Annotated in this window: 29 protein-coding genes and 1 tRNA gene; 16 read left to right on the top strand and 14 right to left on the bottom strand. The window is 36.4% G+C overall.

Annotation, left to right across the window (positions count from 1 at the left end):
* The coding region (locus LUD75_RS00005) for a catalase (protein ID WP_232703687.1) at positions 1–813 on the bottom strand (813 nt) is incomplete at its 3' end.
* A 148-nt stretch (positions 814–961) separates the two neighbouring features.
* Here LUD75_RS00005 and LUD75_RS00010 point away from each other — a divergent pair.
* From LUD75_RS00010 to LUD75_RS00055, 10 genes are all read left to right on the top strand, one after another.
* On the top strand, positions 962–1,615 hold the full coding sequence (locus LUD75_RS00010) for a ferritin-like domain-containing protein (RefSeq protein WP_232703688.1): 654 nt from the start codon (positions 962–964) through the stop codon (positions 1,613–1,615).
* Between the two features lie 69 nt (positions 1,616–1,684).
* Positions 1,685–2,344 carry a DUF6766 family protein gene (locus tag LUD75_RS00015; RefSeq protein WP_232703689.1) on the top strand — a complete coding sequence of 220 codons (660 nt, stop codon included), beginning with the start codon at positions 1,685–1,687 and terminating at the stop codon, positions 2,342–2,344.
* A gap of 15 nt (positions 2,345–2,359) precedes the next feature.
* Entirely contained in the window at positions 2,360–2,977 is a 618-nt protein-coding gene (locus LUD75_RS00020; RefSeq protein ID WP_232703690.1) for a hypothetical protein, read from the top strand.
* Positions 2,978–3,034: 57 nt separating this feature from the next.
* Positions 3,035–3,400 carry a fluoride efflux transporter CrcB gene (gene crcB / locus LUD75_RS00025; RefSeq protein WP_232703691.1) on the top strand — a complete coding sequence of 122 codons (366 nt, stop codon included), beginning with the start codon at positions 3,035–3,037 and terminating at the stop codon, positions 3,398–3,400.
* Positions 3,401–3,511: 111 nt separating this feature from the next.
* A tRNA-Ser gene (locus tag LUD75_RS00030) sits at positions 3,512–3,596 on the top strand.
* Between the two features lie 158 nt (positions 3,597–3,754).
* Positions 3,755–4,456, top strand: a complete 702-nt coding sequence (locus tag LUD75_RS00035; protein WP_232703692.1) for a response regulator transcription factor — start codon at positions 3,755–3,757, stop codon at positions 4,454–4,456.
* 3 nt (positions 4,457–4,459) lie between these two features.
* On the top strand, positions 4,460–5,860 hold the full coding sequence (locus tag LUD75_RS00040; protein ID WP_232703693.1) for a HAMP domain-containing sensor histidine kinase: 1,401 nt from the start codon (positions 4,460–4,462) through the stop codon (positions 5,858–5,860).
* A 100-nt stretch (positions 5,861–5,960) separates the two neighbouring features.
* Positions 5,961–6,506, top strand: coding sequence for a hypothetical protein (locus LUD75_RS00045; protein WP_232703694.1), 546 nt, complete (start codon positions 5,961–5,963; stop codon positions 6,504–6,506).
* 336 nt (positions 6,507–6,842) lie between these two features.
* Positions 6,843–7,334 carry a hypothetical protein gene (locus LUD75_RS00050; protein ID WP_232703695.1) on the top strand — a complete coding sequence of 164 codons (492 nt, stop codon included), beginning with the start codon at positions 6,843–6,845 and terminating at the stop codon, positions 7,332–7,334.
* Positions 7,335–7,382: 48 nt separating this feature from the next.
* Entirely contained in the window at positions 7,383–8,234 is an 852-nt protein-coding gene (locus LUD75_RS00055) for a YoaK family protein (RefSeq protein ID WP_232703696.1), read from the top strand.
* Positions 8,235–8,348: 114 nt separating this feature from the next.
* On the opposite strand, the gene trxB is transcribed toward LUD75_RS00055, so the two are convergent.
* The 4 genes from trxB to holA all read right to left on the bottom strand — a co-directional run bounded on the left by trxB (position 8,349) and on the right by holA (position 12,111).
* Positions 8,349–9,317, bottom strand: coding sequence for a thioredoxin-disulfide reductase (gene trxB / locus LUD75_RS00060; protein WP_232703697.1), 969 nt, complete (start codon positions 9,315–9,317; stop codon positions 8,349–8,351).
* A gap of 243 nt (positions 9,318–9,560) precedes the next feature.
* Complete coding sequence (locus LUD75_RS00065) at positions 9,561–10,058, bottom strand: hypothetical protein (RefSeq protein WP_232703698.1); 498 nt, start codon at positions 10,056–10,058, stop codon at positions 9,561–9,563.
* 293 nt (positions 10,059–10,351) lie between these two features.
* Positions 10,352–11,047, bottom strand: a complete 696-nt coding sequence (locus LUD75_RS00070) for a hypothetical protein (protein WP_232703699.1) — start codon at positions 11,045–11,047, stop codon at positions 10,352–10,354.
* 26 nt (positions 11,048–11,073) lie between these two features.
* Entirely contained in the window at positions 11,074–12,111 is a 1,038-nt protein-coding gene (gene holA / locus LUD75_RS00075) for a DNA polymerase III subunit delta (protein WP_232703700.1), read from the bottom strand.
* Positions 12,112–12,119: 8 nt separating this feature from the next.
* Here holA and LUD75_RS00080 point away from each other — a divergent pair, with 8 nt between their 5' ends.
* Positions 12,120–12,554: a type I restriction enzyme HsdR N-terminal domain-containing protein gene (locus LUD75_RS00080; protein ID WP_232703701.1), complete on the top strand. Its 435-nt coding sequence runs from the start codon at positions 12,120–12,122 to the stop codon at positions 12,552–12,554.
* 2 nt (positions 12,555–12,556) lie between these two features.
* On the opposite strand, the gene LUD75_RS00085 is transcribed toward LUD75_RS00080, so the two are convergent.
* The 8 genes from LUD75_RS00085 to LUD75_RS00120 all read right to left on the bottom strand — a co-directional run bounded on the left by LUD75_RS00085 (position 12,557) and on the right by LUD75_RS00120 (position 20,522).
* Entirely contained in the window at positions 12,557–13,516 is a 960-nt protein-coding gene (locus LUD75_RS00085; protein ID WP_232703702.1) for a hypothetical protein, read from the bottom strand.
* A gap of 3 nt (positions 13,517–13,519) precedes the next feature.
* Positions 13,520–14,863 (bottom strand): MBOAT family O-acyltransferase, encoded by a 1,344-nt coding sequence (locus LUD75_RS00090; RefSeq protein WP_232703703.1) that lies wholly within the window; start codon positions 14,861–14,863, stop codon positions 13,520–13,522.
* A 206-nt stretch (positions 14,864–15,069) separates the two neighbouring features.
* The gene (locus tag LUD75_RS00095) at positions 15,070–16,077 is read right to left on the bottom strand and encodes a VWA domain-containing protein (RefSeq protein WP_232703704.1); all 1,008 of its coding nucleotides are present in this window, start codon (positions 16,075–16,077) and stop codon (positions 15,070–15,072) included.
* A gap of 4 nt (positions 16,078–16,081) precedes the next feature.
* Positions 16,082–17,071, bottom strand: a complete 990-nt coding sequence (locus LUD75_RS00100) for a VWA domain-containing protein (protein ID WP_232703705.1) — start codon at positions 17,069–17,071, stop codon at positions 16,082–16,084.
* Positions 17,072–17,114: 43 nt separating this feature from the next.
* Positions 17,115–18,026, bottom strand: a complete 912-nt coding sequence (locus tag LUD75_RS00105) for a BatD family protein (protein WP_232703706.1) — start codon at positions 18,024–18,026, stop codon at positions 17,115–17,117.
* A 37-nt stretch (positions 18,027–18,063) separates the two neighbouring features.
* A complete protein-coding gene (locus LUD75_RS00110) occupies positions 18,064–18,924 on the bottom strand; it encodes a DUF58 domain-containing protein (RefSeq protein WP_232703707.1) in 861 nt (286 codons plus the stop codon).
* Positions 18,925–19,053: 129 nt separating this feature from the next.
* Positions 19,054–19,509 carry a GNAT family N-acetyltransferase gene (locus LUD75_RS00115; protein ID WP_232703708.1) on the bottom strand — a complete coding sequence of 152 codons (456 nt, stop codon included), beginning with the start codon at positions 19,507–19,509 and terminating at the stop codon, positions 19,054–19,056.
* Positions 19,510–19,517: 8 nt separating this feature from the next.
* Positions 19,518–20,522 (bottom strand): MoxR family ATPase, encoded by a 1,005-nt coding sequence (locus LUD75_RS00120; RefSeq protein WP_034965374.1) that lies wholly within the window; start codon positions 20,520–20,522, stop codon positions 19,518–19,520.
* Between the two features lie 221 nt (positions 20,523–20,743).
* Here LUD75_RS00120 and LUD75_RS00125 point away from each other — a divergent pair, with 221 nt between their 5' ends.
* Positions 20,744–21,220: a DinB family protein gene (locus tag LUD75_RS00125; RefSeq protein ID WP_034965372.1), complete on the top strand. Its 477-nt coding sequence runs from the start codon at positions 20,744–20,746 to the stop codon at positions 21,218–21,220.
* Positions 21,221–21,223: 3 nt separating this feature from the next.
* Positions 21,224–21,658, top strand: coding sequence for a hypothetical protein (locus LUD75_RS00130; RefSeq protein ID WP_232703709.1), 435 nt, complete (start codon positions 21,224–21,226; stop codon positions 21,656–21,658).
* A gap of 45 nt (positions 21,659–21,703) precedes the next feature.
* On the opposite strand, the gene LUD75_RS00135 is transcribed toward LUD75_RS00130, so the two are convergent.
* A complete protein-coding gene (locus LUD75_RS00135; RefSeq protein ID WP_232703710.1) occupies positions 21,704–23,065 on the bottom strand; it encodes a T9SS type A sorting domain-containing protein in 1,362 nt (453 codons plus the stop codon).
* 101 nt (positions 23,066–23,166) lie between these two features.
* Between LUD75_RS00135 and rlmB the strand changes: the two genes are divergently transcribed.
* From rlmB to LUD75_RS00150, 3 genes are all read left to right on the top strand, one after another.
* Complete coding sequence (gene rlmB, locus LUD75_RS00140) at positions 23,167–23,922, top strand: 23S rRNA (guanosine(2251)-2'-O)-methyltransferase RlmB (protein ID WP_034965369.1); 756 nt, start codon at positions 23,167–23,169, stop codon at positions 23,920–23,922.
* 73 nt (positions 23,923–23,995) lie between these two features.
* On the top strand, positions 23,996–25,036 hold the full coding sequence (locus LUD75_RS00145; protein ID WP_232703711.1) for a DUF6263 family protein: 1,041 nt from the start codon (positions 23,996–23,998) through the stop codon (positions 25,034–25,036).
* 28 nt (positions 25,037–25,064) lie between these two features.
* Entirely contained in the window at positions 25,065–25,292 is a 228-nt protein-coding gene (locus LUD75_RS00150; RefSeq protein ID WP_034977546.1) for a hypothetical protein, read from the top strand.
* Positions 25,293–25,393 lie beyond the last annotated feature (101 nt).

Here is a 25,393-nt window from a genome sequence, read left to right on the forward strand (position 1 = left end):
TGCTTCCCAAAGATCTCTCCTGTGAAAATCGGGATCTTTGCCGGAAATTTTGGTCGCTTCGTCCCAAGCTACGGAATGAACACCTAATTTTGGTTTGAAATGAAATTTGACAAAGTGCATTTTCCCTTCATCATTAATGAATTTAAACGTGTGAACGCCGAATCCTTCCATCATTCTATAACTTCTGGGAATCGCTCTGTCACTCATCGCCCACATAATCATGTGCATACTTTCCGGCATCAGGGAAATAAAATCCCAGAATGTATCGTGCGCAGATGCAGCTTGTGGAATGGCATTGTCCGGCTCAGGTTTTACAGCGTGAACCAAATCAGGAAACTTCATCGCATCCTGAATAAAAAATACAGGAATATTATTTCCTACCAGATCATAGTTTCCTTGTTCTGTGTAAAATTTAATAGCAAACCCTCTGACATCTCTGGCCAAATCCGTACTTCCAGCACTTCCGGCAACAGTGGAAAAACGCACGAAAACCGGCGTTTCTTTTCCTTCTTCCGCTAAGAAATTGGCTTTGGTATATTTAGCAAGACTTTTATTAAGTTTAAAAGTACCGTGTGCACCGGATCCTCTTGCGTGGACAATTCTTTCAGGAATTCTCTCGTGGTCAAAGTGTGTGATTTTTTCCCTTAGAATAAAATCCTCCAGCAAACTTGGACCTCTCTCGCCAGATTTCAGAGAATCCTGGTTGTTGTTAATTTTTAAACCTTGGTTGGTTGTCAAAGCCTGATCAGAATTATCTGTCGTATGATCCTGAAGCTGAGTTATTTTTTCATCAGAAAACTTGTTCTTTTTCATAATATTTATTAATTAGTTAGAGATTTTACACAAGTCAAAAAGCAAGCCATGAAGCCTCATAAATATTTATAATTCAATTATTTAATAAATCAAGATCTTGGCATACAAGTTGAAAGTTACATTTCACAAAATCAAAAAATATATAATTATGGCAACTAAAGCGACAACAACCAAAAAATCAACGGCTGCGAAAAGCACGCCTGCAAAATCAACCTCAAAGTCTGCAGCTAGCAAAAGCACTCCAGCAAAATCTGCAGCACCGAAATCATCGCCGGCGAAAGCGGCGGATGCAAAAAAAATACCTGCTAAGAAAGATGCTGCAAAAGAATTGAAAGACCTTTTTGAAGACAGCTTAAAAGATATTTACTGGGCAGAAAAAGCATTGACGAAAGCATTACCAAAGATGCATAAGAATGCGACAGATGTCAAATTGAAACAAGCGATCAGCGATCATCTTGCACAAACTAAAAATCAGGTGAAGCGTCTGGAAGACTGTTTCGCGGCATTAGGCAAAAAAGCCGAGGCAAAAAAATGTGACGCAATGCAAGGCTTGCTGGATGAGGGCGAAAGCATCATTGAAGAAACAAAACCAGGAGCAGTAAGAGACGCGGGAATCATCGCAGCTTCGCAAAAAGTGGAACATTATGAGATTGCAACTTACGGAACTTTGGCAGCTTTTGCAAAAGTTTTGAAAGAGAAAAAATGCCTCAAATATCTGCTAGAAACTTTGGAAGAAGAAAAACAATGTGACGAATTACTATCAAGCATTGCAGACACAAATCTTAATTCCAAAGCACTTTAAGATTATTATTTTGAAATTCCGGTTGATCCGGAATTTTTCTTTTTAGGATAATATTTTTGCAAACTCATCATGAAAACTAATAAAAATTCATTCTTCTACAGAAACGGTCTCAGCATCTCAGTTGTCAGTTTATTTTTATTGTTTCTAGGTTTTCAGTATGTGACCGGCTGGCATGTGAAAAATGACGAATTGAATGAAGCGCATTTGCCAAAACTAAGTTTACTTCAATATTTTTCAAGTCCACACTTTATGCAGGCAACGTTTGAAAACTGGGAAAGCGAATTTCTTCAAATGGGAATGTACGTACTCTTAACAGTTTCATTGAGGCAAAAAGGTTCTGCAGAATCAAAATCCTTAACTAAAAAAGAAGAAGTTGACCGGGAACCTGTTGCTCATAAAAATGCACCTTGGCCCCTGAAAAAAGGCGGAGTTATTCTTGCAATTTACAAGCATTCTCTTTCGATAGCTTTTGGAATTTTATTTCTACTCAGTTTTATTTTTCACTTTATCGGAAGTTTGAATAATTATAATGAAGAGCAGACAGAAAAACATTTGCCGACTATGAGTTGGAATGATTATTTTCTTAATTCAAAATTTTGGTTTGAATCTTTTCAGAACTGGCAAAGTGAGTTTCTTGCGGTTGCAGCAATTGTTTTATTATCAATCTGGTTCAGAGAAAAAGGATCACCTCAGTCAAAACCTGTGGACGCAACTTATGATGAAAATTAAACAAATTAAAAACTAATGAGCTCAAAACCTAAATTAATTCCAGGCATTCCCGAACAGAAAAAAGGAAGTTTTCACGATACGGAAAGCAGAAAAATATTCGACGATGAGGAATCGGCTTTGCAAGAGTATCAGATTCTAAAAAAAAGATTTTTGTCCATCAATCACTGGCAGGAATACTGTAAAAAAAAGTCAGCAGAATTTAAACTGTTTGATTCCAAAGGAAATCACATCACACGACATCCACAAGAAAATGATTTGATCAGAATTAACATTCCTGGACCAGGAAATCCCGAATCCAAAGGCTATGAATGGGTAAAAATCGTACAGATAAGTGATCAATTTTTAAATGAGGGCGAAATAGAAAATCTGATCATAAACTGTATTCCTACAACCGATCCAAATCAGAAAAATGATCACATTGCTCATTTCTATTCAAAAGACTCCTCTTCCACTTTCAAGATTTCGAGAGGTTCTAAATACATTAAAATGGCCATCTACGGCAGAAATGAAACGCCAAATATGAATACAAATCTAGCCGGCAAAATCAGGAATCTGATGATCGGGTTTGGTGGAATGTTCGGTATGTCAAAGACCCAATGGAAAGTTTTCGCTGATGAAATTTTGAAGTTCTAAATTCAGTTAGTCATATGAAATGTTCGGTTTTTAAATTCTGTTTCATAATTTAGCCTAATGAGAAATTTAATTTACATTTTCTTAGGCGGCGGTTTTGGCAGTGTTTTGCGTTTTCTGATTTCGAATTACACGCAGAAGTTGTGGAATATTAATTCTTTCCCTTTGGGAACATTTGTTGTGAATATTTCGGGATGTTTTTTGATCGGACTTTTGTCAGCCTATTTTTTGAAGGTCGATAATTCGTTAAAATATCTTTTAATTACAGGCGTTTGTGGAGGTTACACTACTTTTTCCACTTTTTCAGCCGAAAATTTCGCGCTTTGGCAAAATGACAATTACCCTATTTTAATATTATATGCATTATTAAGCTTGATTGTCGGAATATTAATGGTTTTTCTGGGGTTTCAAATGGTCAAGAATTAATTTTTCCCTTTGATAACGAAAGAATTAAACTTTTTTCTCAAAAATAATTTGGTCATAAAGCAAAACCGTTTTATATTTGCACCACTGAAAACGAGAGATCGTAGCAAGTAAGGAGAGATGGCAGAGTGGTCGATTGCGATAGTCTTGAAAACTATTGACTGTAACAGGTCCGGGGGTTCGAATCCCTCTCTCTCCGCAAAGGAGTAACAACCGAAAATTTAAAACCTTTAAATCTTAGTATTTGAAGGTTTTTTTATTTTATAGATTCAAAAGAAATTCTACATTCTCTCCCATTCTTTTTTAATTTTAAATTGTTATTTTTGGGAATCAACTATCCATTTGATTTTAGTTCCTATGAAAAAAATTATTCTGATCGAAGACGAATCCAGCGTTGTTTCCTTTATCAAAAAAGGACTTCAGGAATTGGAATACGAAATTTCGGTAGCACTGGACGGAAATACAGGAATCAGAATGGTTGACAGCAATGATTTCGATATGATCATTCTGGACATTATGCTGCCCGACATCAACGGTCTGGAAGTCTGCAAAGAAATCCGAAAGAAAAATAAAACAGTTCCTATTTTATTTTTAACAGCTTTAGATTCTTCCGAAAACATAGTGATGGGACTCGAAAGCGGCGGCGATGATTACCTTGTGAAACCTTTCAAATTCATTGAACTGGTAGCAAGAATCAAATCATTGTTAAGAAGAAGCGGACACATCAGCGAATCCGACAACGAAGTGGAAGATGACGAAAACATTTATCAATTCGAAGATCTTACGGTGAACGATTACACTAAAAAAGTGAGCCGAAACGGAACTGAGATTTCATTAACCTCAACAGAATACAAGCTTCTACTCTACTTTCTGAACAATCCGGAAAAAGTGATTTCAAGACCAGAAATACTGGAAGCAGTTTGGGGCGTCAATTATGAATTGGGAACCAATGTGGTGGATGTGTATGTGAATTATCTCAGAAAAAAATTGGACAGCCAGGATGACAACAAAATCATTCATACCGTCATCGGAATGGGTTACGTTCTGAAAAAACCTTAATCTATGCTGAAGAGAATCTCAACCAACCAAACCAAAACAATGCTTCTCCTGATGCTTGTTTTCACAGTTGTCATACTGCTTTTCAGCGGGTTGGTTTATTTTTCGATCGTTAATTTTTCGCACCAGAGGTTTTACGAATTGCTGAAAATCCGGGCAACAACAATTGTTCAGATCGAGAAGAGCAGACCTCATATTGATACAACGACCAATCAGATTATTTCAAATCTCACAAGAGAAGAGGAACTGCCGATGGAAAAAGATTATGTTTTTGAGGTGCCGAAGGATTCAAATTACAACAAAATCTCTCATCAAATTCATATTCCTGATACATTTTTCAAAAGTATCATTCGAAAAGGTGAAGCTAATTATAATGACAAAGAACTTTATTATATTGGCCAAAGTTTCCGCTCTCACAACAAGGATTACATTGCGATTGCCTCTGCAAAAAACCATTACGTCGTTTATTATTTGGGTTATCTGAAAAGAACTTTGATAACCTGTATGATTCTGGCGCTTTTCTTCTCGATGATCTTCTCATTTTATTTGTCTAAAACCTTATTTAAACCAATATTAAAAATCACCAATAAAGTAAAAGAAATCAGTTCCGAAAATCTGCATTTGAGACTCGAACCTCAGCCGGGAAATACAGAATTGAATGAGTTGGTTGATACTTTCAATGGAATGCTGAACAGAATCGAGACTTCTTTTGAAACCCAAAATCACCTGATCGGAAACGTTTCGCACGAGCTAAGAACGCCACTAACCTCAATTATGGGTGAAGCGGATGTTGCACTTTCGATGAAACGGACAGAGGAACATTATCAGGAAACACTGCAGATCATTCTGGAAGAGGCCGAGAAACTGGATAAAAAAATCAAAGCTCTACTGATGATTGCCCAAACCGGATTTGACGGAAAAATCCAGAAGATGGACAAAGTGCGAATGGATCAGCTGCTTTGGGACGTGATAGAAACGGCAACAAGAATCAATTCCAAAAACAACGTTTTTATGGACATCAGTATGTTACCCGATAATCCGAAAAAACTGAAAGTTCAGGGAAATGAACAGCTTCTCCATCTTGCAATGGCAAACATCATCAATAATGCGTGCAAATATTCTAATTTCCAGCAGGTGAAGGTTTCTCTGGGCGCAACAGACACGCACGTTTACATCATCGTGAAAGATAATGGGATCGGGATTCCAGATTCTGAGTTTAATAAGATTTACGATCCTTTTTTCCGCGCTTCCAACACCAAGAATTACGAAGGTTACGGCATTGGATTGCCGCTTGCAAGGAATATAATCAGAATCCACAACGGCGAATTGATTATTAATTCTAAAGAAAATGTAGGAACGACGGTTCAAATCAGCTTTCCTAGCTTTGTCCCTACAGAAACTTTTTAGCGCTTTATCATTCACACTTCTAAATCAGTTCGGAAATCATTTTTGCAGATGATGCAGAAAAGTACTTTTTATGTATTATATTCGTACAAAATCTGATGTTATGAAAAAAATAATCCTGCCAATATTTGCTTTAATAGTTGTGCAGTCCTGCATCGTTTCCACAGCTGCGAAAGCGGTAAAAGAGGTTGCAAAAATTGGATACAAAGCGGTGAAAGGAACGGTGAAAGGTGTGAGCTGGGCCGTAAGCAAAGCCAATGGAAAAATCGATAAAGACAGAATTGACGGCACGTGGAAAGTGGTGGGAATTTATCACGGATCTTTCGAAGCCTTCAGTGTGGATCAGAATCCGGAAAGCTCCTTCAACAGTGAATGTGTGGATGGTTTTGACCAGATTATTTTCAATTCCAAAAGGTCAAAATTCAAGCCGGTGCATTGCAGTACCGAGAAGGAAAGCTGGCAAAAATACGATTTCGAGTTTGGGAAAAATCCTTTGACTAAGGAAAAAGAAAATTACATCGAATTCAATTCCAACAATTATATTTCGGTGATTGATATCAATAATAAAACGATGATTCTGGAAGGAAGCCTAATGCCAAAGCAGGCATTTTCCGGCGGCAAACTTTATCTTTTGGAAAAGGTAAAATAAATACAAAAAGCAATCTGAGAAGGTTGCTTTTTTTGTGTTGATGAATCTTGATTTATCTAAAAAAGCTTCAATTTAACTGGTAAAATTTGTTTTGTGTAGACACCGCAGCCCGACTTCATCGGATCCCGATCCAAAATCGGGAGGGAGCAAACTGCCCAAACTATAATAATCTTTCCAAAGTTTCGTGATGACAGATTGAAATTATCTTCTAAAAAATGAAATTCTAATCTCATTTTAATCTCTCTAATTACATTTTAATTTGATTCCAAACACTTTCTAATTTGGTGGGTATAGTTTTGTAGTATCAAAAAACAACAACTCACAAAATATAAAGTTATGACCAAAACCATTTTAATAGCCACAGACTTTTCACTGGAATCTTTGGACATCTTGAAAAAAGTTTTGAAAAAGAAACACGACCAAAACGATGAGAACAAATATAACATTCTTTTCGTTGCCGGTTACGATATGGGCGACTCGATAAGAGATCTGCTCTTCACAACAAAAAGCACCGTTTTCGGTAAAATAAGATCTAAGGAATTTTGCGATGCCTACAGCATTATCAATAATAAATATCCGAATCTGATCAACAAAATCACTTGCGACATCTTCACTGGAAGTTTCCAAAGGGCTTTCAACAACTACATCGATGCAGCAAATGTGGATGAAGCGTACTACTCGACTTCGAAAAGCAGAAATCTAAGTAAAGGCCAGTTCGAAATCACATCTTACCTGAAGAAAAACAAACACGTGGAACCTCAGGAAGTGGTAACAGCAACGACGGAGTTTATGCCTGAAAAAGGAAGACTGGCAGAGGTTTTCCTGTAAAACCAAATGATGAAAAAATTAGAATTAATTATTAAAAAGTAAAGTAAAATGTTAAGAAATTATAGTAACAGCAGAACGTTGGGAGACAACATCAGACTGGGGACGCTGACTGCCTTTACGGCGGGGACTATAAACATAGCATCTCTATTGATATTTCTCTCATTTACGTCCAACGTCACAGGACATTATGCCATTTTTGCGGCAGAAATCAGCCAGGGAAACTGGTCTCAGGTGGCAGTCGTGGGTGGGTGGATTTTCCTATTCTTCTTCGGAGGTTTCGTAGCGAATATGAGCGTCATCAATCTGAACAGAAAAAGTAAATATTTCGCACACTCCTTACCGATTTTCCTAGAAATCCTTTGTCTTTTGGCAGTCGGAATCTATGGCCAGTTTTTTTATGAAAAGACTTTGCAGGAAACAGAAGCTTTGGTTGCTTTGATGCTATTTGCAACAGGATTGCAAAACGGATTGACAGCAAGTATTTCCAACTTCTCAGTAAAGACAACACACCTTACGGGAACGACTACCGATTTGGGAATTTTAGCCTCGATGTTTACTCAGAAAAAATTCAGAAAGAATCCGGAATTGATTGCCAGAGCGAAGTTATTGATGAGCATAATGGCCGCGTATGTTCTTGGCGCAATTTTCTCAGGATTAACATATTACAGCTTGGAATTCCGAGTATTCTATGTAATCAGTGTTTGTCTTTTGGTCGTGATTGGCTATGACTTTTACAAGATCAACCTGCGACATTTCCAGACGGAATACAGATATTACAGAATCTTTCACAAGCCAACCTTGATTGCATATTTATATTATAAAATCCACAACAAGGAAGATAAAAGAACGACAAGCCATTCGAGAACGACCAACACGAAACTTGCTTTCAGCGAGGATTAAGAATCATAAAAACACACTTCATATATTATTTAGTTTTTGTAATAGTTCTTTTCTAAAGAAATACACCGAGAGTTTTCCCGGTGTATTTTGATTTTATGATAGGTGGATTAATCTCTACTGCTCTACCCAAGTATGGTTCTCGCCGGCTAATTCTCCAATATATTTCTCAGCATCCATTGCAGCCATACAGCCGCTGCCAGCAGCTGTGATCGCCTGTCTGTAATGGTGATCCTGAACATCGCCTGCTGCAAAAACGCCAGGAAGATTGGTTCTTGCAGATTTGCCTTCGGTGATGATATATTCATTTTCGTCAAGGTCGATTTGTCCTTTGAAGATGCCTGTATTTGGTTTGTGACCAATGGCTATGAAAATACCGTGAACATCGATTGTTGAAACTTCGTCTGTTAAATTATTCACGACTTTCGCTCGCTCTACAAGGAAGTTTTCACCTTCGATTCCGATGAGTTCGTGGTTATATTTAACTTCGATATTTGGTGTGTTCAAAACTCTGTCAACCATTACTTTGGAAGCTCGGAAGTGGTCTTTTCTTACCAACAATGTTACTTTATTACAGATATTCGCCAGATAAGTTGCTTCCTCAGCCGCTGTATCGCCGGCGCCAACTACCACAACATCTTTTCCTCTGTAGAAAAATCCGTCGCAGGTTGCACAAGCAGAAACGCCGCCGCCAGCATATTTTTTCTCATCTGCCAATCCAAGATATTTGGCAGCAGCTCCGGTAGAAATGATGACACTTTTAGCAAGAATCTCACGCGAACCAGTACTCAATTTATGGATTCCGCCGCGTACTTTGGAAAACTCCACTTTTGAGATCATCTCGTAATGAACTTTGGTTTCGAAACGCTCTGCCTGTTTTTGCAGGTGCAGCATCATTTCCGGGCCAGTGATTCCGTCCGGATAACCAGGGAAATTCTCAACTTCTGTAGTGGTAGTGAGTTGTCCGCCTGGTTCCAATCCTGTAAATAATTCGGGTTTCAGACTTGCTCTGGCTGCGTAGATGGCTGCTGTAAAACCAGCTGGCCCAGAACCTACGATGACACAATCTAAAATATTGTTTTCCATTTTTATAATTAAATTATTTTATTCTTTTAAGGCTAAATGCTAAGCGATTTCTGTTCCAACTTATACGTTTTCAAATATAAATCTTTGTCTGAAAAATCGAGTACAAATTTCGGGAATTAATTATTCAAAACCTATCTAAAGCATCGATTTCAAAGATTGATTAAAAGAGTACATTCTTAGTAAACAATATTTGCATTTATCTTTTAACACTTAAGGTCTCTAAGCACAAATCTTCTTAAATGATTATTTTTTTTCAAATTTTTCAATTTCTTTGTTGAAATAATACTCCTCAATAAGTTTTTTTGGTTTGATATTCAAATTATAACTCTCGGTTTTATCAACAAATTTTCCTTGATAAACTTTGATTGTGTCAGTACATGCATTTTTTTTATAGAGAAGATCAATGTAATGTACTTCGTCCAAAATTTCTTTATCTTCTTCCCAATGAAATGATGATATTTCATAACTGAAAATTGAAGCAATTTTTTTTGTTTTAGAATTATATCTCAAAACATCCATAGAATGATAATTCCCCAATGTTCCGCCTCCAGCTGATTGCAAAATAAATTCCTGTTGATTGTCATTACAATTAATATCAATGATTTTTAATTCTGAGTCGGGACCAGCTTTGGAAATAGGGATTTCGGCACTTATCTTCTTTTTGGTTTTTCCATCAAAAAAAAATATCTGCCCCATTATTCCATAAAAAATATAGTCGGGACTTTTGTCTGAATTGATCATTGCCTTTAAAGGTTTATAGGTTTTCATCAACTCATCAAAAGAAGATAATGTTTTAGAATTATGCAATTCGGCCTTCCTTTTAGTAATATGAATATAGCCACTGGATTTCTCTGCTTTTTTATTGCACGAAAAAAAACAGATTAGAATTATAAAAGGTATTTTTTTCATGAAATATCTTCCTAGAGTTTTTTCGTTCATCAATTTCTAAAATCATAAAACTATATTATAAAAAACAAAGCCAATTATAATTTGCTTTGTGAAAAATTATATTTATGCTGATAAAAAGCTTTGAATTATTTATGATTAAAAACGAAAGCCAAAATAATCAGGACAATATCAATCCCGACAATTATCCAAACCAGTTTAAGATCCGGCTCTGTAAAACCTGCGATAAACTGTTTTATTTTAAGGGATAATATACTGTTGAGATTCGTATTCGGATCTTTAAAGTTGACATCATCCATTCTTATTTTTTTAAGAACAAATTTGATGATCCGCTTTTGTAATTTCGGCGTTTGATAATCATTGTTGATCGTGTCGAGTAACTTCACTTTTACGACGCTCCAATCTGTAATATTTCTCAGAAAGTCCGGTTGTTTCTGGAGTATTTTGTCGATATAAACATCAATTTTCGGTTCAATAAAATCAGCGATTTTGTATTTCCACACATTGTAAACTGCGGAAGCAATTGCGTTTTTATTGGCCAAAACAATGAAAAGAACAGGCGCTAAAATCCCAACCGTCAATAGCAAAGCCGTCCAAAATTCAACTACAAACAGTAAAAAAAAGCCGGCAACCGCCCCAAGAATTCCGGCGTGTCCGGAGGCAGGAAAACCACCGCCAGTATTATCACCCAATAATATAATAGCAATTACAAGATCTACAATCATTATAACTGCGCCGATCAACGCCACTTTGATCCAGGCTAATGATGCTTTTCCGCTGATCTTTGCGAAAATTTTGATGTTACTTAATAATTCTTCTTTCATCTTTGTATTTTGGGTTTTAATAATTTTTAAACTTTCACTTTCAGTTCGTCCACTTTTATGATTTTGTAAACCATTTCCTTGTAGATCTCTTCATCTTCCATTTGTCTTACGCCAAGACCTTTGGATTTGAGATCCATCTCACGAAGAATTGAAATGACGCGGGTTGCGTGCTTCAAGGGATAAAATCTTGCGGCTTCTGCGTAATTCTTAATGGCAAAAGGCGCAACACCCATCTGCGAAGCAATCGTTTGTGGTGATTGGCCAGTGAGTGTATGATAAATGATAAGGTCCGAGAAAAATTTGTACAGAAAACCAAAAGACATCACTACAGGATTTGCCTTCTTGTTTTTGCCCATGTAATAAGCAATACTGAAAGCTTTTGCCTGATCTTTTGTAGCCAGAGCATTCTGAAGTTCGAAGATGTTGAAATCCTTGCTGATTCCAATATGTTCCTCGATGATTTTTCCGTCCAGAACAGCGCCGTCTTTGAGGACGATTTTCAGTTTGTTGAGTTCGTTGGCAATTCTAGAAAGGTCATTTCCAAGATATTCCGCTAAAAGGTGACTGATGTTGGGTGCAGATTTGATTCCCATCACCGTCATTTCCCCCTGAATCCAGGTTGGAAGCTGATAATCCTTCATCTTGTCACTTGTGAAAAGCATTCCGGATTTGTCCAATATTTTTGTAACTTTTTTTCTGGCATCCAGTTTTTTGAGCTTGTGGGCAAATACCAGAATCGTTGAAGGAACGGGATTTTCCAGATAGGTTTCAAGCGCTTTGGATTCGTCGTCATTCAGTTTCATATCCTGCGCTTCTTTCACGATAATGAGCTGTTTGTCGCCCATCATCGGATACTGCCTGGCTAAAGATAAAATTTCAAGATAATTGGTGTCGCGACCGTAAGCCACAGTTTGATTGAAAGCTTTCTCATCCTCTTCCAAAACATCCTGCTCAAAATGCTTAACAGCGAGATCTATATAGAAAGACTCTTCGCCGTGAAGAAAATAAACCGGTAATAGTTCTTTATTTTTAATATTTTTGAGGATAATATCTATTTCTTTCATCTTATCGTATGCAGGTTCCGAAACTTAATTTTGAAAATGACTTTGATTTGCAAATCAAACAAGACAAAGATACATTTTTTATCTATGATCTGGTAAGGAAAATCTGGCTTGTACTGACGCCTGAGGAGTGGGTACGACAGCATTGGCTGCATTATTACAGATTTGTAAAAAAGAAAAATCCGTCATCATTAATCCTTGAAAAAAAGCTGGAACTGAACGGAACTACGAAAAGAATCGACCTGCTTGTCACCGAAAAAACAAAGCCTAAAATCTTAATTGAATGTAAAGCGCCAAGTATCACTTTGAAAGAAATCCATTTTGAACAAATTGCGAGATACAACAGTTTGATCGGTGCGGAACAGATCATCATCAGCAATGGACTGCATCATATTTTTGCGGATTACAAAGATGGGAAGTACCATTTTTTGAATAAGAATGTCTAATTCTATTTTTTAATTTTACGTTCTATAATTGGGACAATAGAATTGGTAAATTTCTTAGAACCAGTTTCGTTAAGATGAGAAAAATCCATGAACTCTGTTTTGTCATATTTTTCCAGATCATTAGAATCGATATAATTACCATATTTCGCAAAATAGATCTTGCTTAGATTCCTAAATTGATTTACAGATATTTTTGACGTATTGCGAAAATAATGTTCATTAATTGGCGAAAGAACCAAAATATAATTGATTTTATTTGATTTTATAAATTCCAAAAGTTTTTCAAATGATTCCATCTGAATATTCGAAGGTTTATAATTAGAAATATTAATTTCAGAAGTCTTTTTAGCAGCATCATATATTACTTTCGAGCCTACAAAACCATTTCCAAGGTATTGATCACCACTTTCAGAAGTAGAATCCTTTACTTTTTCTAGCCTGTATTTTTCCGCCAATCCAGTATATTTTATAATTAAAGCGTTCAACGCTATGAGACTGGGTGCGGTTGTTAACAAATTAAAATCATAAATACTCTTACTCGAATTGATAATAACGTCAGTGGTTTCAAAATTATCATGCATTAGTAACAAATAAGGATTAACATCAATTACCACCAATTTTGGACTTGTGTCTAAAAGATATTTTTTGGCAATTATGTAAGTCATATTCGGCTTCTGGGCACTTGTTCCCAGGTTGAAGGAATTATAATACTTACTTTGGAAAACTCTGATATTATAATTTCTGTAGGCTAGACTTGAACCCAATATCATTATATCAACTTGTTTTTCATTTTTTACTTCTTCTAACTTTCTGGCTGTAAAGCTTCCACGCCTGTCTTTTTTTTTAGGAATATTTGTATTTAGTACTGGACAATCTGTGATGTAAAGTAATATGACAACCAAACAATAAATTATTGCTGATATTAAAAAAAACTTAGAAAAAACAATTAGTAATTTTTTCATATTCTAAAACTGAAAGTAAATAAAATCCTCTTGATTTTTGGGCATTGCAAGTGCTGCTAATAAAAGCAGCAAAATGTAAAAACCCCATCTGAAATAAATAGGCGAATTTTTTCCTATATTTTCTAGAATATGATGATCTCTTCTACCAAACCATTCTACAACCATCATCAATAAAATCAGAAGAAGTAAAAACCAAGACATATACTTTGGATAGTTAAAAGAAAATCTGGTAACGATTCCATAGGCAAATGCGTTAACTGAAGGGAGACTTTCATTCCTGAAAATTACAGCCAGAAAAGTTGCAGCAGACAAATTCAGCAAGATCATTATTATATGCCCGATAGAAGGAATCATTGCTGTTTTATAATTACGGGTAAATCGGTTTGTTATAGGTCGTAGTAAAACTGAAATAATTACAAAGATTGCAGCAAAAATACCAACAATAATGTAGGTCCATCGTGCACCGTGCCAAAAGCCACTGATCAGGAATATCAAAAATACGAAGAAATATTTTCTTGCATCGGAAGCATTTGCTTTCACTGCCGGTTTGTAAATATAATATTTGAACCAAGTGGAAAGAGAAATATGCCATCGTCCAACAAATTCTGCCATATCTCTGGAGAAAAATGGTGTGTCAAAATTTTTCATCAATTGAATTCCAAACATCCTTGCCGTTCCTAATGCCATATCTGAATAGCCTGAAAAGTCAGCATAAACTTGGAATATAAAAAGAAATGCCGCGTAAATCAGTGTCGTACCAGACTGATTACCGGGATCTGCAAAAACCTGATTGACTACCATCGCGCAATTATCTGCAATCACTACTTTTTTAAAAAATCCCCATAAAAACTGACGCATTCCATCTACAATTCTTTGATAATTAAAATGATGACCAACTTTAAGTTGCGGAAGTAAATGCGGTGCTCTTTCTATGGGACCGGCCAGTAGCATTGGAAAAAAACAAACGAAAAGCGAATAGTTTATTATATTTTTTTCGACTTTGAATTTTCTGAAATAAATATCCAGAACATAACTTAGACCATGAAATGTATAAAACGAAATCCCTACAGGTAAAATAATTTTTAAGGTAGAAATATTTGGCTGGAAACCTGCTGAAATAAGAAGATCATTAAAACTATCAATGAAAAAATTCACATATTTGAAATAACCGAGAATTCCGACATTGATAATAATACTTATAAACAGCCAAAACTTTCTTTTAACTTGGTTATCAGATTGCGAAATTATAATGCCGGAAAAATAATCCAAAAGTGTAGAAAATCCTAATAGGAAGCAAAAACGCCAATCCCATTGTGCGTAGAAAAAATAACTGGCAGCTAAAAGCAAAAGATTTCTATACTCCCACTTTCTTATGGGAATTAACCAGTAACCAAAAAACACGACAATATAAAAAACTAAGAAATTTAATGAATTAAACAGCATTTGCCTCTAAAAATTTTCAAAAAGCAAATATAATTTTATATTTTTATACTTTTCATAAAAGTAAGAAATTATTGATAATTTATTCAAATTATCATCACTTCTTTTATATCCTATAAATTAAAATCCTTCTTCGGATTAAAAAGATAGATCAGGAAAAAGAAAAGTACTGAAACTGCCAAAAAGTATTGGTAATAATGAACCGCCGACTGCGAACTGATGGTTGTAGAACTGGAGCCTGTGTTTTTCTGCAATTCGGTTGTGAGATGACTGATGGCTTCGTCCAGATTGTTCCCGTTGAAATAGCTTCCGCCGGTGGATGATGCGATGTTGTTAAGTGCTTTGGTCTGTAGTTTGGAAACGACGGTTTCGCCATAAATATCAGATTTATAACCCATTAACTGACCGTAATAATATTCGGGAATTGGCGCGCCTTCTTCTGTTCCTACACCGATTGTTGTAATTCTGATGCCTTGTTTCTTTGCCAGACTGATAGCTTCCTCCTCGTGGCCTTCATTGTCTTCGCCATCACTGATGAGAACAACATTTTTTGAACCTTTGTTGATATTTTTGAATTTCTGAGAGGCGACTTCCATTGCTTTAAGAAAGTCGGTTCCCTGATTTTGAACAACGCTGGTTTCGATGCCGGAAAGGTACGTTTCCGCCGCCGAATAATCGCTGGACAAAGGCATTACAGAATAAGCATCGCCTGCAAAAACAACGATTCCTACTCTGTCATTGGTCATTTTCTGAAGCGAATTGATGATAATATTCTTGGCTTCATCCAACCGGCTTGGCTGGATGTCTTGTACATTCATCGAGTTGGAAACGTCCAGAACGAAAATGGTACTGCTGACATTTTGAGTGACGCTGATTTCTTCCTTTCCGCCTAAAAGATCGATGATGGCAAATATTAAAAACAAAAATCCAAAAATGTAAAGGATCGGAAAAACTTTAGCAAATCCAGAAGTTTTCTCAAACAAAACATCCTGAAATCTGTCTTCTGCAAATATATTTCTCCTCTTACTCTTCCACCGGATGTAATGAATAATGAAGTAACCGATGACAGGCAGCAACAGCAACAATAAAAGATACCAGTAATTTCCTAAATACCAATTCATCAGATTAATTTAAAATTTTAAAAAATACCCATCGACACAATGCATCCAGCAACAGAAAACCTAACGCAACCCAAAGGAAAATCCTGAAATACTCCTCATAATTGTAAAGTTTGGAAGTTTTCACATCCGATTTTTCCAGCTGATTGATCTCATCGTAAATATTCTGCAGACTGGCATTGTCGGTTGCACGGAAGTATTTTCCGCCGGTCAATTGTGAAATATCCATCAGCGTATTTTCATCGATTTGAGTTTTTGTATCTGTATAAACCAATTCTCCAAAAATATTGGTGGCTGTAGGCATTGGCGCATATCCGTTGCTTCCAATTCCAATCGTGTAAACTTTGATGCCGTTGTTCTTTGCTAATTCAGCAGCGATCTGTGGCGGCATTGCATTGATGATTGTATTCACACCGTCAGTCATCAGAATAATGATTTTGCTTTTTGCTTTGCTGCTTTTCAGGTGATTGACAGCAACCGACAAACCTTCTCCAATGGCGGTTCCGGGTTGTAATTCCAAAGGATTTAATTGATTGAGTTCATCTACAACCACCTGATGATCTGTTGTCAAAGGAACTTTCGTGTAGGCCTCTCCGGAATATGCCACCAGACCGATTCTGTCATTTTCTCTTTTGGTAACGAAATCGACAGCAATTTTTTTCAAAGCTTCCAATCTATCTGGATCCAGATCTTTTGCCAACATACTTAGCGAGACATCTACGGAAAGCATAATGTCGATTCCTTTTGAATCATCACGATCCTGAGAAACCGTGTAAGTCCTCGGTCTTGCCAGTGCGATGATCAAAGCTGTGAGAATAAAATATTTCGAAACCTTCAAAAATGTCATTACCAAAGAAATATTTCCGCTTGGCCGCATATTTTTCACCGAAGGCACCGCAATTCCACGGCTTTTCTTTTTGCCCGCATCCAGAATGATCAATGGAATGAACAAAATAAAAAGCAATAAAAACCAGGGACTGTAAAATTCGAAATTCACGGGTAACTATTAATTGATAAATGATGATTGATAAACGATTTTCCTACTGCATTGTTCTCAGATTTTCCGCTTCCACATCCTTCGTTGAGCGTTTTACAAAATTTCGGATTTCATTGAAGTCATTGGACATAATTTCCTGATTTGGGATTGTTTTTGCAAACTTCACGAGATCACCGCGAAGGAAAATATCTTCTACTATTTTTTCATTTTCCTGCGAAATAGAGTTGGTCGATTTCATATAAGTAATCAAATCATCCGTCAGCAAAACATCCGCCGGAATTTGATATTGTTTTGTAATAAAAGCTCTGGAAATCTCGATCAATTCGACATAGAAAGCACGGAAATTTTCATTCTCGATGTAATTTTTCTTTTTCAACTTCTCCAGATCCTTCAAAGTTTGATTGGTTGTAACGGCTGGGCTGCTTTTGCGCTTTCTACCATATTTTACAATTCCAATGATCAAAACGATGATGGCAATGATCAACAACGCCAGAAGAATATAGAATTTATAAAGCTCCCAATAATCCTTGGCATCCAAACGAACTTCCTTGTTCTTCATAATGTCATTGATCTGATCGCCTTTTTTGGCTGTGTTGATGACCTCAACTTCGTAAGGAATGGTCTTCAGGATTTTGTCTCCAACTTTGACCTCGATTTCCGGAATTGTGAATTTGCCTTCCTGGAAAACCGCAAATTTCACCGACCTTAGATAAATTTCTTTTTGAACGGCAATACTGTCATTCACCATTTCAAAATGAAAAGGCAACAACTCATTTCTCGCGGCGATCTGCACTTCTTTGCCATTCAGATCCAAGATCTGGATCTTGAAGATCGCGACTTCTCCCAATGCCAAAGTCGTCTTATCAAGGTTGGATGACAAGGTTTGCGAAAATCCTAAAAATGATGTGAGGATAAAAAAGAAAAAATATAATCTGTATGTTTTGAATCTTTGCATTTGCAATTTCTAACTTCTAATAACTAACTTCTAAAATCTATTTCTTAAAATATTGATACAAAAACTTGCTATAATCATCCGATGTTTTAATATCTAAAAAATGAGCCGATGAATTCTCGAATTCTTCTTTTGTCTGGCGCATTTTTCGTTTCTGTTGTTCGGCAAAATCGTAGCGCCATCTAGCACTGGAAGTGTTTGCCCAAACTTGCTGACCAGTTTCCGCATCACGAAAAAGCGCATATCCAATGTCCGGAATCTCCATATCTTTTTCGTCAAAAACACGAAGTCCCAAAACCTGATGTTTTCTGGCAGTCACATTCAGGATTTTTTGGTCAAATTCATCTTCGAAATCTGAAAACAGAAACACCAAAGATTTCCTTTTGAAAACGCTCATCATATAGTTGAAAGCCACATCCAGATTGGATTTTGTAGGAACATAATCGGCAGACAAAATGTTGCTGATGATAGACAAAACGTGTTTTCTACCTTTTTGTGGCGGAACTACTTTCAAAACTTTGTCTGCGTAGAGAATCAATCCGATCTTGTCATTGTTTCCAGCGGCCGAAAATCCCAGCGATGCACAAATTTCTGCAACATATTCTCGTTTCAACTGAGTTCTCGTTCCATAATCCATCGAGGCGGAAACGTCCACGACGAGCATCATTGTGAGCTCGCGTTCCTCTTCCATCACTTTTACAAATGGTTCGCGGAAACGTGCGGTTTTGTTCCAGTCCATTCTTCGGGTGTCATCACCAAATTGGTATTGACGAACTTCTGAAAAAGTCATTCCCTGACCTTTGAATGCGCTGTGATATTGCCCCATAAGCGATGCTTCAGTCTTCTTGCGAGTCCGGATTTCTATCTGCTTTACTTTTTTGACAATGTCTTTTATTTGCACTTTAACTTGTGATTTTTGGTGGTCATCGGTTGATAGTTTTCAGACATCTCATCTATTAATGAATTCGACGACTAACCACTACCAACAGATTGACCAATTTTTGAGGAATTCAAAACCTCTTTTATATATCTAATTTAATTCGATGGAAACATTGATCCATTCATCATCAAATTTAGTCTGATATTTCTTATAAAAATTAATCGCAGGCTCATTCCAATTCAAAACCTGAAAAACCATTCCTGAATAATTTTTGGATTTCCCATAATCCAAAGTTTTATCAAATAACAATTTTCCAATATTGTTTCCTCTCATTTTTTCAGTAACAATGAGGTCTTCCAGATATAATCGTTGCCCTTTCCAAGTAGAATATCTCAAATAATACAAAGATAAACCTACAATTTTTTGATCAACTTCTGCAACGAAAGCGCCCCAAACAGGATGATTTCCAAAACCAGCTTCTGCGAATTCTTCCAATGAAACCGTGACTTCATCAGGTGCATTTTCATATTCCGCCAATTCCTTTATAAGTTCCAGCATTGCAGGACAATCTCCAAGAATTGCTTCTCTGATAATTAAATTATTCATCAGAAATATTACGGCGCTTGTATTTTCGCCAGAATTTTATTCACAATATCATCTTGAGTCACTTCCTCGGCCTCAGCTTCGAAGCTTAATCCAATTCTGTGTCTCAAAACATCTTTCGCAATTTCTTTCACATCTTCCGGGATGACGAATGCTCTTCCTTTGATGAAGGCGTAAGCTCTGGAAGCAATGGCCAAGTTGATACTTGCTCTCGGTGAAGCACCAAAACTGATGTAATTTTTGATTTCGGACAAGCCGTATCGCTCTGGAAAACGGGTTGCAAAAACCATATCCAGAATATATTTTTCTATCTTTTCGTCTAGGTAAATTTGATTGATGAGTTTCTTGGCTTCAACAATTTGGTTCAAATCCACCACTTTTCTGATTTGCGGAATATCCTGCGTCGAAATCATTCGCATCACCTTTCTCTCATCCTCGAATTCGGGATAATCGATTTTACATTTTAACATAAAACGGTCGGTTTGCGCTTCTGGCAAAAGATAAGTTCCCTCCTGGTCAATTGGATTTTGAGTGGCTAATACGAGGAAAGGTTTTGGTAAAGGCATTGTTTCATCGCCAATCGTCACTTGTTTTTCCTGCATCACCTCGAGAAGTGCGGACTGAACTTTCGCCGGCGCACGGTTAATTTCATCTGCCAAAACAAAATTCGCAAAAACAGGACCTTTTTTGATGCTGAAATCGTTGTCTTTCACGCTGTAAATCATTGTCCCGACAACATCTGCAGGCAACAAATCCGGCGTGAACTGGATTCTGGAAAATTGTCCATCAACAGCTTCTGACAAGGTTTTGATGGCCAAGGTTTTTGCCAATCCCGGAACACCTTCCAAGAGAACGTGTCCGTTGCCAAGAAGTCCGATGAGCAAACGGTCTATCATATATTCCTGCCCAATGATGGCGCGGTTGATTTCCTGTTTTAAGATGGAGAAAAAGTAATTTTGTTCTTTAACTTTTTCGGTAAGTTGTCTGATATCTTCTGCTTGATTCAATTCTGACATATCAATTAATAAAAATAATTGGTAAATTTCACATAAAATCCAGCAACAGCAAACATAACAATTGCCAAACTTCCGTTAAATATTTGTTAAAAGGCGGGAAGCTGCAGGTAAGAAGTCGGAAGTTATTAATTAACTCATTTACTTTTTGCTAATAAATCTCAATAATTTTTCGTTTATTTATAATTAATATAACTTTGAACTAAATAAATTTCTCTTCAAAAATGAATTATCATTTTGCCAATCATAGACAGGTTCGAAAAAACCTTTTAAATATTCTACAAACGACCTCAGAAAAAGACCTTCTGACAATTCCAGACGGATTCAACAACAACATCTATTGGAACATCGCGCATTGCGTGGCTCAGCAACAGTTGCTTTGCTATTACCTCAGCGGAAATCAGTTCCGCATCGACAAATATTGGGTGGAAACCTACAAGAAGGGAACTTTCGCCAACGTGGATGTGAAACAATCTGAAATGGAGGATTTGGCTTATCTATTAATTGAAACTTCAAAAATTTTGATGAAGGATTATGATGATGACTTCTTCTCGGATTACACGCCGTATTCCACGAGTTTTGGGATTGATTTGAAAAATGTGCAAGACGCTATCATCTTCAATAATATGCACGAAAGCATTCATTACGGCTACATTCTTGCGCAGAAAAGAGCTTTGATTGCGGAAGGTTTAAGTTTATAATTAATGAAATTAAGATTCCTTTTTCCAGTTTTCCTCTTGGGAATTTTATCATTTTCGATTTCCGATAATGAGCGATTCAAATACTATCAACCCATTAGTAAAACTCAAGAAATCGAAGTTCTTTATCTGACTTGGGAAGACACTAACCTTCCCAATTTTATAAAAACTGCTGACTACGAAAAATATGTTGACAAGGCTGAATTGATTGCACATTGTTTTTACGTTGATTCCAAAGATCCGGAGAAAAGGAAATTCAAAATTCCGGTGACGACGGATAAACTCATCAAGAAAATCCCTTTAAAAATCAAAGGAAAATTCTTCAAGACGAAACAGTTTGATGATACTTTCCCAACACCACTTTTTGAAGATTACAGAAAAACCGGTGATTTGAAATTCAAAACTGAGAATGGTGAGTTTTTGGTTTTTGTGTTGAATTGATCAAAATAAAAAAACGCTTCCCAGATTTGAGAATCGTCTGTTGTTTTATTCTTTAATGAATTTAGTTGTCTGTTCTTTTCCTTTTGTCTGGAATTTTATCAGATAATTTCCTTTTGTGAGATTAGAGACATCAATTTTGGAGTCATTCACTTTATTTCCTGTTGTTAATTTTCTTCCGTCCAAAGAATAGATTTCGTATCCAGAAATTGGCTCAATGCTTTTGATGTTCAGAATATCTTTTACCGGATTCGGATAAATTTGAAGATTTTCTTTTTCATTATCAGAAACTGAAAGTATATTTTCTCCATTTATTCTTACAATTTGTTTTTTATTGACACCATCAAATGAAGTAAAATATCCACAGACTAATATTTTGCCATCGGGTTGCAAAATCATTCTTCTAACCTCTCCTACGGTATCAAATAGTTTATCCGCACTTCCATCTGTCTTAAGACGATGAAATTTGCTGGTCGAATAAAAATTTCCATTAGTTAAAATTTTTCCGTTTGGCAAAACAACAGCAGAATTGGCGCTTGCAGAATTATTTTTTATAAATGCAGTATCCAAAGTTCCATCGGTATTAAGACGTGCAATACCTCCGGTTTCAACATTATTAAACGACGTAAATCCTCCGCAAATTATTATTTTTCCATTTAGCTGTACTGTCATAGAATAAATTGGAAGATTGCCACCCGAACCAATAGGGTTAAAGCTTGTATCCAGACTGCCATCAATGTTCAATCTTGCAATAGTTCTTCTGGCAATATTGTTGTAAGTACTTGTGTAACCGCCAATCAGAACTTTACCATCAGATTGTAAAACTACGGAATTAAGATAATTATTTGATCCAATTCCTGAGTCAAAGGTCTGATCTAGCGATCCATCTTTATTTAAACGAGCCACTCTTCCTCTAGCTATTCCATTATATAATCCAAAATCTCCAGCGATGAGAATCTTTCCATCAGTCTGCTGAGCAATAGAATAAATAACATTAGAAGCCCCAGAACCGGCAATATTAAAAGTAGTATCTAAACTTCCATCTACATTCAGTCTCGCAATATAATTTTTTTGAATATTATTGAATTGTGTGAAATCTCCGCTAATAATGATTTTTCCGTCTTGCTGAATAATTATATTTAGAACCCTTCCTACAATACCTGAACCTGGATTAAAAGTTTGATCAATACTTCCGTCCGAATTTAATCTTGCAATACCTTTTCTTGCAATACCATCATAAGATGTGAAATCGCCTGCTACGATAATCTTACCATCTGTCTGCAAACCCATTGCCATAATATTATAACCGTTAGGTCCAAGACCAGTATTAAAGTTAAGATCTACACTCCCATCCTGTGCCGATAAAATAATGCTGAATACGATGTAAAAAAGTAGAAATAGTTTTCTCATTGGTTATTTGTTTCGGCGAAATTATAAAATAATCGTAAATATCCTAATAAATTAAGTAACTAAAATCAAAAACCTTACTTTTGCAAAACAAAATCTCATTAATGAATCCAGAGAAAAAAGACGATTTCATATTCGGTTTAAGACCAGTGATGGAAGCCTTAGAAGCCGGAAAAACCGTAGATAAAATATTTTTACAAAACGCTTTGACGGGCGAAATTTACTTCGAACTGAAGCAACTTTTGGCCAAGCATAATCTCCGTCCAAACTACGTTCCCGTAGAAAAACTCAACCGTTTTACCCGAAAAAACCACCAAGGTGTGGTGGCCTTTATTTCTGACGTTCCGTTCCACAAAATCGAGGATGTGCTGCCTCAGCTTTTTGAAGAAGGGAAAACGCCATTTATCTTGATTTTAGATAGATTGACCGACGTTAGAAACTTCGGAGCCATCTGTAGAACTGCTGAATGTGTGGGCGTTGACGCAATTCTGATTCCGGAAAAAGGTGGTGCACCAATTAATTCTGACGCGATTAAAACTTCGGCTGGAGCGATTTATAATATCAAAATCTGTAAAGAAAAAAACCTTGCCCACTCGGTAGATTTCCTTCAGCAAAGTGGCATCAAAGTATTCTCTGCAACGGAAAAGGCGCAGAAATTGATATATGACGTGGACTTCACAGAACCGTGCGCAATCGTGATGGGAAATGAGGAAACGGGAATATCCAAAGAAGTGCTACACCATTCGGATGAAAAAATAAAATTGCCAATCGAAGGTAAAACCCAATCTCTGAACGTCTCTGTAGCGTGTGGCGCGATTCTTTATGAAGCCGTGAGACAAAAAATAGTTGTTGCCGGTTGATAGTTTTTGGTTGATAGAAATCAACTTGTTAATTATCAAAACATCAATTATAATTTATTATTAAACATCAATTATGAAAAAAATAACAGCGCTTGCGCTAATCGCCATAACATTGGTCGCTTGTAAAAAGGAAACAAAAACCGTTACAAGAGTTGACCCAAAAACAGGAAAAACCGAAACTGTAACCGTGGAAGTTTCCGACGAAGAAGCTTCAAAACCGAAAGCGATTGCTGACAGCAGTGGTATTTTCAAACAAAAATTCATTCTTGAAAAAGGCGTGACTTATCCATTGGTTTCTTATCAGAGAGAAATCCAATCGCTGAACACACCAGATGGAAAAACAATGTCTGCTACTACTGAAACGACTGACGAAATGTCTGTAACAGTCAACGATTTCAAAGATAACATCTACGATTTGACCTTGAATATGGTCGGCAAAAGAATGTCCAATACTTCAAATGGAAAAACGGTTTCCATCGATACGAAACAAGCCGCTCCAAAAGAAGAAGCGCTTAAGATGGATTATCTTGTAAGCAAAGGCCTGGCAGGAAATAAACTGAATGTGAAGATGGATGCTTATGGAAATATCAAATCTGTAACTGGATTTGATGCCGTTTACAACAATCTTAAAAAAGCAATCGCTGGAACTGTGAAGGACACAAAACAGCAAACTGCATTTATCGAAAGTTTCAAAACTGGCTTCAACGAGGCAATGATGAAAGAACAATTGGGTAAAAACCTAAAACTTCTTCCTGCAAAAGGCGCAAAAATCGGTGACAAATGGACCGATTCTGAAGACATCGTTCCAGGCAAAGTAAAACAAACTTTGACTTTTACCTTAACAAAAGTTGAAGATGGAAAAGCGGAAATCAGCGTGACCGGCGTGATTCCTTCAAAATCTGATAAACAATCTCAAAACGGAATGACGCACACGATGAGCGTTGGCGGAACAGAGAGCGGAAAAATCATCATCGATGAAAACACAGGCTGGCTTCTAAACCAAAACCTAAGCATCAAAACCAATCAGAAGGAAAGTGTTTCTGATGGAAAACAGACGCAGAGTATGAGCAAAAACTCGACGACGTCTATCATAATCAATCCTTCTTACAAATAGATTTTAGAATTAATTAAAAAATAAGGAAATGAAGTACATTTTCGAATTTATCATCGCAACCATCATCATATTCTTCGTTTGGAATATCTTGAAGAGAATCTTTTTCAATGCGTTTTATAAAAACTTTCCGACCTTAAATCCAAAAAATCAACAGCAAAACCAGCAAACCAGTTCGAAAAAAATGCCTGAACAAAAAGTAAAATGGGATGCGGAAACGGTGGATTTTGAGGAAATAAAAGAGGAGAAAAAGCAATAGTCAGATTCTGACATAAAATAAACATAAAACCTTTCAGATTATTAAGTCTGAAAGGTTTTTTAATATTAAATTTGGAATTTGAAATTTTAAAGCCAGTTAAC

It is taken from the genome of Epilithonimonas sp. JDS (assembly GCF_021261315.1).
Taxonomy (GTDB): domain Bacteria; phylum Bacteroidota; class Bacteroidia; order Flavobacteriales; family Weeksellaceae; genus Epilithonimonas.

Excerpts from the sequence above, each read along its gene's own strand:
- LUD75_RS00105 (WP_232703706.1), bottom strand. The coding sequence starts at position 18,026 with ATGCAAAGATTCAAAACATACAGATTATATTTTTTCTTTTTTATCCTC.
- LUD75_RS00010 (WP_232703688.1), top strand. The coding sequence starts at position 962 with ATGGCAACTAAAGCGACAACAACCAAAAAATCAACGGCTGCGAAAAGC.
- LUD75_RS00020 (WP_232703690.1), top strand. The coding sequence starts at position 2,360 with ATGAGCTCAAAACCTAAATTAATTCCAGGCATTCCCGAACAGAAAAAA.
- LUD75_RS00145 (WP_232703711.1), top strand. The coding sequence starts at position 23,996 with ATGAAAAAAATAACAGCGCTTGCGCTAATCGCCATAACATTGGTCGCT.
- LUD75_RS00150 (WP_034977546.1), top strand. The coding sequence starts at position 25,065 with ATGAAGTACATTTTCGAATTTATCATCGCAACCATCATCATATTCTTC.
- LUD75_RS00045 (WP_232703694.1), top strand. The coding sequence starts at position 5,961 with ATGAAAAAAATAATCCTGCCAATATTTGCTTTAATAGTTGTGCAGTCC.
- LUD75_RS00055 (WP_232703696.1), top strand. The coding sequence starts at position 7,383 with ATGTTAAGAAATTATAGTAACAGCAGAACGTTGGGAGACAACATCAGA.
- LUD75_RS00065 (WP_232703698.1), bottom strand. The coding sequence starts at position 10,058 with ATGATCAATTCAGACAAAAGTCCCGACTATATTTTTTATGGAATAATG.
- LUD75_RS00095 (WP_232703704.1), bottom strand. The coding sequence starts at position 16,077 with ATGAATTGGTATTTAGGAAATTACTGGTATCTTTTATTGTTGCTGTTG.
- LUD75_RS00130 (WP_232703709.1), top strand. The coding sequence starts at position 21,224 with ATGAAATTAAGATTCCTTTTTCCAGTTTTCCTCTTGGGAATTTTATCA.
- LUD75_RS00015 (WP_232703689.1), top strand. The coding sequence starts at position 1,685 with ATGAAAACTAATAAAAATTCATTCTTCTACAGAAACGGTCTCAGCATC.
- rlmB (WP_034965369.1), top strand. The coding sequence starts at position 23,167 with ATGAATCCAGAGAAAAAAGACGATTTCATATTCGGTTTAAGACCAGTG.
- LUD75_RS00040 (WP_232703693.1), top strand. The coding sequence starts at position 4,460 with ATGCTGAAGAGAATCTCAACCAACCAAACCAAAACAATGCTTCTCCTG.
- LUD75_RS00135 (WP_232703710.1), bottom strand. The coding sequence starts at position 23,065 with ATGAGAAAACTATTTCTACTTTTTTACATCGTATTCAGCATTATTTTA.
- LUD75_RS00080 (WP_232703701.1), top strand. The coding sequence starts at position 12,120 with ATGCAGGTTCCGAAACTTAATTTTGAAAATGACTTTGATTTGCAAATC.
- LUD75_RS00035 (WP_232703692.1), top strand. The coding sequence starts at position 3,755 with ATGAAAAAAATTATTCTGATCGAAGACGAATCCAGCGTTGTTTCCTTT.
- LUD75_RS00050 (WP_232703695.1), top strand. The coding sequence starts at position 6,843 with ATGACCAAAACCATTTTAATAGCCACAGACTTTTCACTGGAATCTTTG.
- LUD75_RS00120 (WP_034965374.1), bottom strand. The coding sequence starts at position 20,522 with ATGTCAGAATTGAATCAAGCAGAAGATATCAGACAACTTACCGAAAAA.
- LUD75_RS00070 (WP_232703699.1), bottom strand. The coding sequence starts at position 11,047 with ATGAAAGAAGAATTATTAAGTAACATCAAAATTTTCGCAAAGATCAGC.
- crcB (WP_232703691.1), top strand. The coding sequence starts at position 3,035 with ATGAGAAATTTAATTTACATTTTCTTAGGCGGCGGTTTTGGCAGTGTT.
- LUD75_RS00115 (WP_232703708.1), bottom strand. The coding sequence starts at position 19,509 with ATGAATAATTTAATTATCAGAGAAGCAATTCTTGGAGATTGTCCTGCA.
- holA (WP_232703700.1), bottom strand. The coding sequence starts at position 12,111 with ATGAAAGAAATAGATATTATCCTCAAAAATATTAAAAATAAAGAACTA.
- trxB (WP_232703697.1), bottom strand. The coding sequence starts at position 9,317 with ATGGAAAACAATATTTTAGATTGTGTCATCGTAGGTTCTGGGCCAGCT.
- LUD75_RS00085 (WP_232703702.1), bottom strand. The coding sequence starts at position 13,516 with ATGAAAAAATTACTAATTGTTTTTTCTAAGTTTTTTTTAATATCAGCA.
- LUD75_RS00125 (WP_034965372.1), top strand. The coding sequence starts at position 20,744 with ATGAATTATCATTTTGCCAATCATAGACAGGTTCGAAAAAACCTTTTA.